The organism is Emticicia sp., from assembly GCF_043780375.1.
Classification (GTDB): Bacteria; Bacteroidota; Bacteroidia; order Cytophagales; family Spirosomataceae; genus Emticicia.
Window position 1 is genome coordinate 1 of sequence record NZ_JAYWCU010000106.1, and the last position, 12,817, is coordinate 12,817.

General features: G+C 36.3%; 12 protein-coding genes. 8 read left to right on the forward strand and 4 right to left on the reverse strand.

Annotated elements, in window-relative coordinates; genetic code table 11:
• From panD to rfaE2, 3 genes are all read left to right on the forward strand, one after another.
• A partial coding sequence (gene panD / locus ACH2CJ_RS07800; protein WP_394991846.1) for an aspartate 1-decarboxylase occupies positions 1-330 on the forward strand: 330 nt, incomplete at its 5' end.
• A 95-nt stretch (positions 331-425) separates the two neighbouring features.
• Positions 426-1,406, forward strand: coding sequence for a lysylphosphatidylglycerol synthase transmembrane domain-containing protein (locus ACH2CJ_RS07805; RefSeq protein ID WP_394991848.1), 981 nt, complete (start codon positions 426-428; stop codon positions 1,404-1,406).
• Positions 1,407-1,455: 49 nt separating this feature from the next.
• On the forward strand, positions 1,456-1,932 hold the full coding sequence (gene rfaE2 / locus ACH2CJ_RS07810) for a D-glycero-beta-D-manno-heptose 1-phosphate adenylyltransferase (RefSeq protein WP_394991865.1): 477 nt from the start codon (positions 1,456-1,458) through the stop codon (positions 1,930-1,932).
• A gap of 58 nt (positions 1,933-1,990) precedes the next feature.
• On the opposite strand, the gene ACH2CJ_RS07815 is transcribed toward rfaE2, so the two are convergent.
• Positions 1,991-3,022: a DUF3500 domain-containing protein gene (locus tag ACH2CJ_RS07815; RefSeq protein ID WP_394991850.1), complete on the reverse strand. Its 1,032-nt coding sequence runs from the start codon at positions 3,020-3,022 to the stop codon at positions 1,991-1,993.
• 222 nt (positions 3,023-3,244) lie between these two features.
• Between ACH2CJ_RS07815 and ACH2CJ_RS07820 the strand changes: the two genes are divergently transcribed.
• Positions 3,245-3,907, forward strand: a complete 663-nt coding sequence (locus ACH2CJ_RS07820; protein ID WP_394991852.1) for a hypothetical protein — start codon at positions 3,245-3,247, stop codon at positions 3,905-3,907.
• Positions 3,908-3,954: 47 nt separating this feature from the next.
• Here ACH2CJ_RS07820 and ACH2CJ_RS07825 read toward each other — a convergent pair whose 3' ends face one another.
• Entirely contained in the window at positions 3,955-6,375 is a 2,421-nt protein-coding gene (locus ACH2CJ_RS07825) for a TonB-dependent receptor domain-containing protein (protein ID WP_394991854.1), read from the reverse strand.
• A 261-nt stretch (positions 6,376-6,636) separates the two neighbouring features.
• On the opposite strand from ACH2CJ_RS07825, the gene rsmA reads away from it, so the two are divergent.
• The 3 genes from rsmA to dtd all read left to right on the forward strand — a co-directional run bounded on the left by rsmA (position 6,637) and on the right by dtd (position 9,455).
• On the forward strand, positions 6,637-7,410 hold the full coding sequence (rsmA, locus tag ACH2CJ_RS07830; protein ID WP_394991856.1) for a 16S rRNA (adenine(1518)-N(6)/adenine(1519)-N(6))-dimethyltransferase RsmA: 774 nt from the start codon (positions 6,637-6,639) through the stop codon (positions 7,408-7,410).
• A 151-nt stretch (positions 7,411-7,561) separates the two neighbouring features.
• Positions 7,562-8,917 (forward strand): magnesium transporter, encoded by a 1,356-nt coding sequence (mgtE, locus tag ACH2CJ_RS07835; protein WP_394991858.1) that lies wholly within the window; start codon positions 7,562-7,564, stop codon positions 8,915-8,917.
• An 85-nt stretch (positions 8,918-9,002) separates the two neighbouring features.
• Positions 9,003-9,455 (forward strand): D-aminoacyl-tRNA deacylase, encoded by a 453-nt coding sequence (gene dtd, locus ACH2CJ_RS07840; RefSeq protein WP_394991860.1) that lies wholly within the window; start codon positions 9,003-9,005, stop codon positions 9,453-9,455.
• Positions 9,456-9,480: 25 nt separating this feature from the next.
• Here the strand turns inward: dtd and ACH2CJ_RS07845 are convergent, their stop codons facing one another.
• Positions 9,481-9,870, reverse strand: coding sequence for a hypothetical protein (locus tag ACH2CJ_RS07845; RefSeq protein WP_394991861.1), 390 nt, complete (start codon positions 9,868-9,870; stop codon positions 9,481-9,483).
• 1 nt (position 9,871) lies between these two features.
• Positions 9,872-10,396 carry an ADP-ribosyltransferase gene (locus ACH2CJ_RS07850; protein WP_394991862.1) on the reverse strand — a complete coding sequence of 175 codons (525 nt, stop codon included), beginning with the start codon at positions 10,394-10,396 and terminating at the stop codon, positions 9,872-9,874.
• 108 nt (positions 10,397-10,504) lie between these two features.
• On the opposite strand from ACH2CJ_RS07850, the gene ACH2CJ_RS07855 reads away from it, so the two are divergent.
• On the forward strand, positions 10,505-12,673 hold the full coding sequence (locus tag ACH2CJ_RS07855; RefSeq protein WP_394991863.1) for a DPP IV N-terminal domain-containing protein: 2,169 nt from the start codon (positions 10,505-10,507) through the stop codon (positions 12,671-12,673).
• Positions 12,674-12,817 lie beyond the last annotated feature (144 nt).

Below are 12,817 nucleotides of genomic sequence, written 5' to 3' on the forward strand. Positions count from 1 at the left end.
TCAAAAATCCACCGAGTGAAGGTTACACAAGCTGAACTCAATTATGTAGGAAGTATCACCATCGACGAAGATTTGCTTGATGCAGCAGGAATTGTAGAAAATGAAAGAGTGCAAGTAGTGAATAATAATAACGGCGAACGTTTGGAAACTTACGCCATAAAAGGCAAGCGTGGCTCAGGCATTATTTGCCTCAACGGTGCTGCTGCCCGAAAAGCCGAGGTTGGCGATATTATTATCATTATTACTTACGGCTGGATGACGCAAGAAGAAGCAAAAACTCACCGACCAATGGTTGTTTTTCCTGACGAAAATAACCTTGTAGTAAAATAGATATTAGATTTGAGATACGAGATTTGAGAAAAAGCAAATTTTTAATCAAACCCAATTTATTTTAAGCCTAAATATTTATTTTCTTTAAATTTAGCATGAAAAAAGCCCTCCAATACCTCATTTCGCTTACAGTTGCCGCCGTTTTAGTATGGTTTACATTCAAAGATATTGACCTTAACACGCTTTGGGAAAAAATCAAACAAGCTGATTATCGTTGGGTTGCACTTTCGGCAATGTTGGCTTTGGTGGCTCATTGGAGTCGTGCCTACCGTTGGGTTCTGATGCTCGAACCGATGGGTTATAAACCTTCGGTTTTTCGCACAACATTGGCGGTTTTGGTTGGTTATGGAGCAAATCTGCTTTTTCCAAGAGCGGGCGAAGTTGCTCGTTGCGGAACGCTCAATAAACTTGAAAACATTCCTTTCGAGAAATCATTTGGGGCTGTAATTGCCGAGCGATTGATTGATGTTTTAGTGCTTTTAGTATTAATTTTTATAAACTTTATTCTCGAATTCGACCGTTTGAAAGATGTGTTTTTCAAGTTCTTTGGCGAGAAATTCAAGAATCCCTTGCTACTTGGAGTTTATGCCTTTTTTGGTATTTCATTGATTACCTTCACTTATTATTTAATCAAGAAAAATCAAGAAAAAATATCACAATCTCCTTTCTATCAGAAGATTAGTAAAATTATTGGTGGTTTTGCAAGTGGCTTTATGAGTGTAAGAAACCTTAAAAATCCTGCGGCTTTTGTATTTCATACAATACTTATTTGGACAATGTACTTCATTATGACGTATGTTCTTTGTTTTGCTTTGCCCGAAACTGCTAATCTTTCACCTCTGGCAGCACTCTCAATTTTCGTAATGGGTTCGATTGGCATGGCAGCACCAACGCAAGGCGGAATCGGGAGTTACCATTTTTTGGTTGGAAGCATTGTTGTATTGTACGGACTTTCGGAACAAGATGGTATCACTTTAGCGACCTTCCTGCACGCCATGCAAGGAATGGTTTTTGTAGCTGCTTTTGGAATTATTGCTTTTTTATTGACGCTCGTTTTACCAAAAAAAAGTGCTTAGAATTTAGATATAAATGATGGACTGCGGTCTATTGACAATCGACAAAATAATGACCGAATCAAAAATACTTAGCCGAGAGGAAACAAAAAAACAAGTGGAGCAATGGCAATCGGAAGGCATGAAAATTGTTTTTACCAATGGCTGTTTCGATATTGTGCATTTGGGACACATTGATTATTTGGAAAAAGCTCAGGCTTTGGGTGATAAACTCGTGCTTGGTTTAAATACCGATGCTTCGGTGCAACGTCTAAAAGGCGAAACTCGCCCAGTGGTGAACGAATATGCCCGTGCCAGAATGATGTCGGCGATGAGTTTTATTGATGCCGTTACTTTGTTTGATGAAGAAACCCCCAAAGAATTAATCGAAACGCTTTGCCCCAATATTTTGGTGAAAGGCAATGATTATTCAGTCGAAAATATCGTTGGGGCAGACTTTGTAATGGCTCACGGAGGCGAAGTTAAAACCATTTCATTGGTGAAAGGATACTCTACAAGTGCGATTATTGAGAAAATAAAAAAAAGCTAAAAATAGTTGCCGATGAGCGACAAATATTTTTAGCTATCTATAAGGCTAAAATTTTCTTTTATTTCTTAGCATGTTCCAACTCATAATGCCTTCTAAGCATGTCCTCACCGAAGTCATTCGTGAAATCACGCACGACTGTATGCACGTGATTGGCATTATTTTGTGTATTGTCATATTCAATCAAAAGCACATCATTCTGAATTCTGTAATAATGCCCTTTGCCGCCATACTGTTTTTCTCCCATCCACACAAAATGTAGTTTATCAAGTCCTGCTTTTTCGATTTTTTGCATAAACTCATTGGCAAAGCCAAAAGGATAATTTTTTACATAAAGACTTATCAATCGCATCAATTGAACTTGTTGGTCTTTGGTCATATCACTATATGCGATACCTTCAGCTGGCAACATTCCAAATTTTCGGCTATTAAAAGTAATCATATCATTAGGAGCAACGGGCGAAAGAATAACTCTTTTAAGTTGTTTTTCATCAAATGAGTTTAACAATTCAAAACCAAAATTTGCTTCATCTTTCAATATTTGGTAGCCTTTTTTGTCGCCACTTGGTACAATGGCAGGGTTGTTTCCTAAGAAAAGTGGTGTTGCCGAAACAATTTTATTGTTTTCAGAAGTAAAATTGAGCGACAAATGATGTCCTTCTACACGCCATCCCCAAAATTTCTTCGCATCGGGCGTACCAAAAATGGTAAAATAATACTTCAAAGGGTCACGGCGTTCGCTATTTGGCACATTTTCTAATTCTTTCAAGATAATTTCTAATTGCATAATAGCGATGGCTTTTTCTTGACCCTGCTCGCTCAATGTAGTTTTTAGTAAATTCATGGCTGCCGCTCTTTGGGCATCGGTCATAGATTTTAACCATAAACCATTTCGCTCTTTTGGAATAAAATACCAATTGCTTCGCTCTTCTGACTCATAAGGAAAGCTGGTTTTGGCGAATTGGTTTTTGTCTAAACTTGCAAGAAATGCTTTTGCAGCGACCAAAGAACCCGCACTGCTATTTTGAGTGTTTTGTGCAGATGAACTTTGGAATAATAAAATTGAAAAGAAGAGAAAAAAGAAATTTTTCATGAGTGATGCTGTTATAGGTTGAATTTTGCATAAAGGTCATTCTATAAAAGCAAAAAAACTAAAAATATTGGAAATTTGATAGAGACTCTAAAAGCGATGAAATTTGTCCTTTTTCTTGCAAATTCTTGACAAATTTCTAATCTTGTGCAATGTTATTTCGTAGTAGGTCTATGAAATAAACTTTTAGAGATAAGGTTTTCGTATAACTAATGCCATTCAAAAATGTATAAACTTTCTATATTCTTCATCTTTATATCTCAAACTCTTTTTGCACAAGAGCATTTAGAGCCAGCCAATGGTTATTTTTCTTCCTACAAATTTCAAAACAAATATTATCCATTAGTGAGAAAATATTTACTTGACGATTTTAAGAATTCTCCTCTTGCAAGAGTTACTATTTTGCCTTCATTTTTACCTGAATATGTAGTAAGTGTTGATTCTTCTAAAAAAGAATACTTCATCATTTGCCGAATATTTAATAAACAAATATGGAGCAATCAAGATAACAAAAATTTTGAGAGTGAAGTCCAAAAGATTGAGTTTAAAGTCAAAATCGAAGTGGAATTAGCCACGCTTTTAAATAAATTATTCTTTGAATTGACAAGTCAAACTCGTTTTCCAAAATTTGAATATATAGAATTTAATGGAGGAAAAAGAAGAGTGCCAAGTCGAATAGGAACCGATGGAACGACCTATATTTTTTCAGTTTTTCAAAATGGTTTTGGCACAAGAAGTGGACAAACGTGGTCGCCAAATAAAAATACGTTAATGGCTGAGTTGATAGGAATCGCCGAACTAATGGTCTTAGTTGCAAAACAACAGGAAACCGAAAATGAACTTTACAGCAAAAGTGAAAAACTATACAATAAAATAAAAAATGAGTGAGGTTTTCAAATGAAAACTTCACTCATTTTCAAAAATTCACTATTTTCTCAACCCTCCAACTCCAATTTCTTGCCTTTTCCTGTACCTTTGGTTTGTTTGATGCGATAGTTGAGCGTCAGGTTAAATTGTCTTTTTCTGGCTTGAAAATTACTTTCGGTGCGGAAGTTTGTTCCTTCGGTAATTGAGCGAAATCGACGGGTATTAAAAACATCCAATACGCTAAAATTGAGTGTACCATTGCCTTTCAAAATGTCTTTACTTGCCGACAAATCGAAATAATATATTGGTAAACGACTGCCCTGTACCGTTTTTTGTTTCGCTTCATAATTAGCTCTGAGTTGCACATCTAAGCCTTTGGGCAACGAAAACTTAGAAGTTTGTCGCAGAAACCAACTGTTTGTTTCTCGTATGTAAGTTTTGTCGATATTACTGCCGTCGATATTAGCATGAAAAAGGTTAAAATTGAAATCTAATTTCCACCATTTAAAAGGAGAATATTGACTCATAAATTCTACACCGTATGCCCGCTCTGATAATAGATTTTCGGGGCGAGTAGTGGCAAATCCTGTGGCATTCACTTGACGGATACGTTCGATTTTGTTTTCGGTATCTCGGTAATAAACCGATGAACCAATTGAGCCTTTATCGAAATATTTGATATGACCGAGTTCATAAACATTACTAAACTCAGGGTTAAGATTTGGATTGCCACTATTGAAATTTCGGTTGTCCGAAAAAGTAGAAAATGGACTTAAATCATTATAAAACGGTCTTCTTACTCGGCGGCTATAACTGAGCTGCAATGAGTTTTCTTTAGGTAATTCGTAGCTAAAATGTACACTTGGAAACAAATTTGCGTATTTTCTTGGGTTTATTTCATTGGTTTCTCGCAGTGTAGTTTTTACATCAGTCCACTCGGCACGAACGCCAGCTTGATATGAAACTTTGTTGGTTTTATTGCCCAAAATGGCATAGGCCGCATGAATATTTTCGTTATAAATAAAGTAGTTTTTCAGACCAGGTACAACCACAAATTGCCCCGATTCATTTTTCTGATTTACCACATAATCATTTACCATATCTCTAAAACTACTTCTTGCACCCGTCTCAAATTTACCTTCTTTCCCAATCGGTTGAACATAATCAACTTGCAATAAATATTGTTTTTCGTACTCGTCATTGAGCGAGTTTTGAACCAATGATTTGTTAGTAATTGGTGCTTCCTTGGGCGTAAAATATTCTTGTGTAAAAAGCTGATTAGAACTTTCCCAGTTATCCAAAAAACGCACTTCAGCATTAAACTCTTGACCTTTCTTGGCGTAGGTTTTCTTATAGCTTAGAACATACTCAGAATTCGGCTCAGTTTCTTTTTCAATTTGCTGACGTTGGCTAATGCCTGTCAGATTTGTGCTTGTAAAAATATAATCTTCGTACCTTAAATTTGTTATTCTGCTGGCTTTGCTTCTTCTATATAAATAAGAGGCAGTGAGGGTGTTTTTATCATTGAAAAAATAATCTAAACCGCCTCGGATATTGGTGTTAAAACCCGTAATTGTACCGTTGTTGCTTTGTTTCAGAATAAAGGTAGAATCTCCATTTTGACGTTCTTGATAAATCGAGCCACGACCAGGACGTATGTTGTATGCTAAACTATAATTGACAAAAAAATTAACTTTTTTATGGCGATAATTGATGTTTGCAGCACCGCCATAATTGACAGGTTGCCCGGTAATAATATCAAAAGAACCATTAAAGCCTTGTTTTTGGTCTTTTTTCAAGATAATATTGATGATTCCTGCCATACCTTCTGCTTCGTAGCGTGCCGATGGATTGGTAATAATTTCTACACGCTCAATCATACTTGCTTGAAGCGATTGCAAACCCGCACCACCTTTAAAACTCACCAAACCCGACGGCTTGCCATCAATCAAAATTTTGACATTGTCGCTGCCTCGCAGTTTGATTCCACCTTCGGGGTCAACTGACACCGAAGGAATATTGGTCAGAATATCCGAAGCCGAACCACCTGCATTGGCAAGATCTTTTCCAACATTAAAAACTCGTTTATCGAGCTTCATTTCCATCGTACTTTTTTCGGCTTGAACCACTACTTCTTTCAAAGCATTCGCCGAAGATTCTAATTTTATAGTACCAAAATCATGAATTGAATTATCTTTTGAGAGAGAAAAGGTGCTTGTTTTTAAGTTTTTATAGCCCATATATTCTATTTCAACAACAAAACTTCCGTAAGGAGTAGGAATAGAAAATTCGCCTTTTTCATTCGTTATATTTCCTGTAATGAGCTTATTATCAGCTCTATTTGAGATTCGGATACTGGCAAAACTTAAAGGTTCGCTTGTAAGTGCATCAATGACTTTTCCTTTTACTTGGGATTTACCGCCAGTTTGGGCAAAATTAAGATTTTGACAGAAGAATGTAATGCCTAAAAAAAGTAAAAACGATTTCATTAAATGTAAGTTTTTGAATAGATATTGTATAACAAAGTAAATCATCAAAGCCGAGATTTTAACAATAAATCTACATCTGATACTCATAATGCTATAAATAGGTGTAATTACTCGACAATTATTTATTTATACATGAGATACCAGATTTGAGAAATAGGGTGATGCAAAATTTGAGATTATACGAAAAGACCTACGTACGAATTTCTCGTATCCCGAATCTCGCATCTCAAATCTCGAAAAAAAGACGTAATTTTGAGCATTATGCAAAAAGTCAGACCAAAAAAACATCTTGGGCAACATTTCTTACGAGATTTGGATGCAGCCCAACAAATAGTCAATCTGCAATCGCTTCATCGAGGCTATAATAAAGTCTTGGAGATTGGTCCGGGTATGGGCGTATTGACACAATATTTACTGCAAAATACTGATTATCAGACATTTGTGGTAGAAATTGACCGAGAATCAGTGGCATATTTGAAAGAGCATTTCCCCATTTTAGAAGACCGAATTTTCTCGCAAGATTTTTTACAAATGAATCTTACCGAACTTTTTGGAAACGAGCCTTTTGGTATCATAGGAAATTTGCCTTATAATATTTCATCACAAATATTTTTCAAGGTTTTAGAATATAAAGATTTGGTGATGGAAATTGTGTGTATGTTGCAAAAAGAAGTAGCTCAACGAATCGCCTCTCCACCTGGGAAAAAAGATTATGGGATCTTGAGTGTGTTTTTACAAGCCTATTACGACATCGAATATAGCTTTACTGTTTATCCTGATGCGTTCATTCCTCCGCCAAAAGTAGATTCGGGCGTTATTCGTTTGAAACGTAATAATGTTGAAAAATTGGACTGTAACGAAAAGAAATTTGTTCAAGTAGTAAAAGCAGGTTTTAACCAAAGACGGAAAACATTACGTAATGCCCTAAAACCTATTGGACTGAATTTTGAGCATGAATTACTTAGTAAGCGTGCCGAGCAATTAGGCGTAGCAGAGTTTGTACTTTTGACGAATTTGTTTGAAGAAAAGACTTAAACCAATAAATAGTTATCAGTACACAAAATTGATTTGTTATAATAAACTTCTGGCGAAAGTCAAGTTAGGAGTTGGTTTTGACTTTCGAAGAAGTCTAATATAATACACTGCCCGATTGATAATTGATAACTGATAATTGTTCACTGACAAAATGACGACTTTCGAGCTAACCAAAGAGTATGTAGAGAAATTAGAAGCAGCCATTGAGCAAAAAGATGAAGCTTTGCTCAAAGCCGAGATGGAAGAGTTGTACCCTGCCGATATTGCAGGTATTCTGCTCGAACTCGGAGGTGAACCTGCTCATTATTTGATGACACTCGTTGATACCGAGATGGGTGCCGAAATTTTGTCGCATATTGAACCAGACGACCGAAAACGTTTTATAAAAGAGCGTTTTACGGTTGAAGAAATTGCCAAGTATGTTAACCTTTTTGACTCCGATGATGCCGTTGATTTACTCAATGAGCAGACGATTGAAGTACGTGAGAAGGTTATTGCAATGCTCGAAGACCGTGAACAAGCTCGATTTATTTTGGATATGCTGCACTACCCCGAAGACGTGGCGGGTGGATTGATGCAGAAAGAGTTGATAAAGGTAAACGCCAATTGGACGGTGAGTGAGTGTGTAGAAGAAATAAGACGGCAAGCCGAAGAGGTGGAGAAAGTGTATGCTGTGTATGTGGTTGATGATGACCAAAAGCTAAAAGGTATTGTTTCGCTGAAACGAATTGTTTTGGCTCGCAAAAACACCAAAATTGAAAATATTTTAGATGAAGAAATAGCTTATGTAGAAACAACCCGCCCCGCTGAGGAAGTAGCCGAAATAATGCAGCGTTATGACTTAGATGCAATTCCTGTGGTGAATACTTTAGGTCGTTTGCTCGGTCGAATTACGATTGATGATGTGGTCGATTTTATTACCGACAAAGCCGAAGAAGATATTCAGGTAATGGCGGGTATCACGGGGGAGGCAGAGGAAGACGACAGCGTTTGGCAACTGGCAAAAGCTCGCTTGCCATGGCTGATTGTGGGTGTGATTGGTAGTCTTTTGGCAGCAACTGTTATAGGGCATTTTGAAGGAGAATTTCAAAAAGTGTCGGCTTTGGCAGCATTTATACCGATTATGGGTTCGACGGGCGGAAACGTGGGTATTCAAACCTCTTCTTTGATTGTGCAAAGTTTGGCAGAAAAATCAGGAATAACCACCAGTTTAGGGCAACGATTGTTCAAAATCATATTAGTAGCCCTTGTTAATGGACTCATAATAGGCACATTAGCAGGACTTTATATTTATATCAGTGGCGAAACCCAACTTTTTTTTGTGGTATGTTTATCGCTTCTTGCAGTTGTAATTTTAGCTTCTTTCACAGGTACAGTTACGCCACTTTTATTAGATAGGCTGGGTATAAATCCTGCCATTGCTTCGGGGCCATTTATCACAACTGCTAATGATATTATTGGCATTGGTACGTATCTGATGATTGCAAATTTGTTGTTGCACTTGTAGACGAGATTCGAGATACAGAATTCGAGATACGAGAAATTTAATTAAAAAACTATCAATTATTGTCTGAGAACAGTGGACTAAAAATATGATTGCAGTAATACAAAGAGTAAGCCACGCATCGGTAACGATTGATGAAAAAATCAATGGCGAAATAGCTATTGGGTATATGGTTCTCTTAGGAATTACTCACGCTGATACGCAAGAAGACATTGAATGGCTTTCAAAGAAAATTGTAGGTTTGCGAGTGTTTGGTGATGAAGATGGTAAAATGAACTTAGACTTGAATTCTGTTGGCGGAAATATCTTGCTTATTAGTCAATTTACACTTCATGCAAGCACAAAAAAAGGAAATCGCCCTTCGTTTTTGGAAGCTGCTCGCCCAGAAATTGCCATTCCGCTCTACAAAAAAATGACTGCTCAATTGGAATTTGATTTAGGAAAACCCATCGAAACAGGCATTTTTGGAGCAGATATGAAGATTTTACTACTAAATGACGGCCCCGTAACAATTGTTATTGATTCTAAAAATAGGATTTGATTCTTAGAAATAGGAAAGTAATCTTCTACAAAATAAAATCATTACTTAAACCTTGGGTTTTTACTTCTTTTACTTTCAATTCAAGCCCTGACTGAAATTTTTTATGTAAACGCCAAGCTGGGTCATCTTCAATATTGCTTATTTGAGTAATTGTAGATGTAGAGTTATCGTTTTCTAAAAATTCTTTTTTTAACGTTAATTTACTAATTAGCGTCATTAGCTGAGAAATTGTTTCTCTTTGAAGCGTTGCTGCACCAGTTACTAATTTCTGTTTAGCAAATGCAAGCTCTTGCTCAATCCATTCAATTTCAAGATTACTATCTTCTTTTGCAAAGAAACGCTCATTTACTACTTCAAAAATAGTAGATATACGGATCGTCTCTTTTTTATTTGAAATTTTAGTCGCCGTTTCCATGTTATATTTCCATTAATTGAACAAAGGTGTTAAATATACTCAACACTCTAAAATTACAGTTATAACGAATAATTACTTCCTTTTCATCATCATACCTTGCAATTTTTTCAATATCTTTTCCTTTTTGAACAAAAATCTCAAGGCGAAAATTACCAAACTTATTAGCTGACAATTGACTTTTACTTGTTGAGGTAAATCCATGCCTAGTAATAAGAGAGTCATTTTTGAAAGCTAATAGATATTCTTCCCATTCATGTTTGGCTAAGTTTTCAGACCTAAATACCGTACCAATAAAATCGGGCAATTTATCTAAACATTGTGCAAATAAAATACCAAAAGTTGTAATGTTTTTACCCTTACTTGCCCTTAATTTTTCATTCAAATCATCATAACCATCTTCTGAATATTTATAAATAATTGCTTTTTCAAAAACTGTCAATTCTGATAAAATATCCTTCCTATGGGAGTTTTCGATAATTATAATTTCCTTTTTTAGATAAGTTATGGCATACTCTTCTATCGTCATTTTTTGTGTTTTGAAGATATTTTGTTAACAAATATAATGAAATCTCTTTTCTAAAGTTAAATTTGAAAAATATTAATTATCCTTTATTACTTCATTCCAATCTAAAACATGAAAAACAAAATACTTTTACTATTCTTTTTTATCCTCGTTATAAGTTTTGCAAAAGCTCAACAAATCAAATGGAGCAAAGAGGGCAATGCTTACTCACGAGTTGAAGGTGGCGAAATTGTATCTTATGCTTTACCTTCTCAACAAAAATCAGTTTTAATAACGAAGACCCAATTAACACCCAAAGGTGCTGAAAAATCACTTGCGGTACGCAGTTATACTTTCAGCGAAGATGGGTCAAAGTTATTGATTTATACGAATTCTAAAAAGGTTTGGCGATACGAAACTCGTGGTGATTATTGGCTTTTAGACCTTAAAACCAATGCTTTGTTTCAGTTGGGACAAGGAAAATCAATGTCTTCGTTGATGTTTGCCAAGCTTTCGCCCGATGGCACAAAAGTTGCCTATGTGAGTGAGCATAATGTATTTGTAGAAGACCTCGCAACGCATAAAATCAAGGCATTGACCACCAATGGCACTCGTCGCATGATAAATGGCACTTTCGATTGGGTTTATGAAGAAGAATTTGCTTGCCGAGATGGTTTTAGGTGGAGCCCTGATGGAAAAAGTATTGCTTTTTGGCAAATTGATGCGACTAAAATCAGAGATTTTCTGATGATAAACAATACGGATTCTATTTATTCATACAATGTGCCAGTTGAGTACCCGAAAGTGGGTGAAAGTCCATCTCCATACAAAATTTTGATTGCCAATATTGCAACTGGTAAAATTTTGCCGATGAATATAGAAGGCGACCCGCAGCAAACGTATGTACCTCGTATGGAATGGATTCCGAATACTAATGATATTATTATTCAGCAATTAAATCGCAAGCAAAATCAGAGTAAAGTCATTGTTTGTCAAGCACTTACGGGAAAAACAAAAGTTATTCAGACCGAAACTGATGAGGCTTGGATTGACACCAAAGAACGCTGGGCTGATAGTCCAGAAGGTTGGGAATGGCTCAATGGTGGCAAAGAATTTTTGTGGGTAAGTGAAAAAGATGGCTGGCGACATATCTACAAAATGGATTTAAACGGAAAAGAAACACTCCTAACCAAAGGCGAATACGACATTGTGCAGATTCAACTAATTGATGAAGCCAATGGTTACGTTTATTTTACTGGTTCGCCACAAAATGCCTTGCAAAGTTATTTGTTTCGTATCAAATTAGATGGTTCGTCGAGTATGCAACCAGTGACCGAAAATGCTCCTAAAGGTACAAATAACTATACGCTTTCGCCCAATGGAAAATTTGCTCGCCATTCGTTTTCAAGTGCCAATGTTCCAAGCATGACTGAGTGGATAAATTTAGCTGACCATTCTCCATTGACCGAAAAAGAAAGTATTTTAAGGAAACTTTCAACAATGGAGATTAATAAAAGAGTAGAGTTTTTCAAGGTAAAAACCGATGATGGAATTGATATTGAAGGTTGGATGGTAAAACCCACAAATTTTGATTCGACAAAACGCTATCCAATAGTATTCAATGTTTATGGTGAACCTGCGGCGGCTACTGTTTTAGATTCCTATGGAACTGGTTTCAATGGACTTTATAATGGCGATATGGCAAAAGATGGCTATATCTATGCTTCGGTTGATAACCGAGGAACGCCGCTACCTCGTGGACGTGCTTGGCGAAAAGCGATTTATCGCAAAATTGGCATTGTCAATATTCGTGACCAAGCAATGGCGGTGAAAAAAATTAGAGAATGGACATTTATTGACACAACTCGTGTGGCTGTGCATGGTTGGAGTGGGGGAGGTTCTTCGACCTTGAATTTGCTTTTTCAGTACCCACAATATTACCAAACTGGCATTGCCGTTGCAGCCGTTGGAAATCAGCTTTGTTATGATAATATTTATCAAGAACGCTACATGGGACTTCCTCAAGAAAACCGTGAGGATTTTGTAAATGGTTCACCAATTACTTACGCAAAAAACTTAGTAGGAAATTTACTATACATTCACGGAACTGGCGATGATAATGTACATTATCAGAATGCCGAAATGTTGCTCAACGAACTTATCAAACATAATCGCCAATTTCAGTTTATGCCTTATCCCAATCGTAGTCATGGAATTTATGAAGGTGAAGGAACACGCAAGCATTTGAATACACTTTTTACCAATTATCTCAAACAAAATTGCCCGCCTGGGGGAAGATGATAAATTTGAAAATTAAACAATTTGGACATTTGGAAATAAATTAAACAATAGACTTCCTGCGAAAGTGTTTTATGATTGAAAAATAGTAGATTTTCAAGCGAAAATTGAGGGAATTTTGAAAGCATAGCACCGCTACGGTTGAAA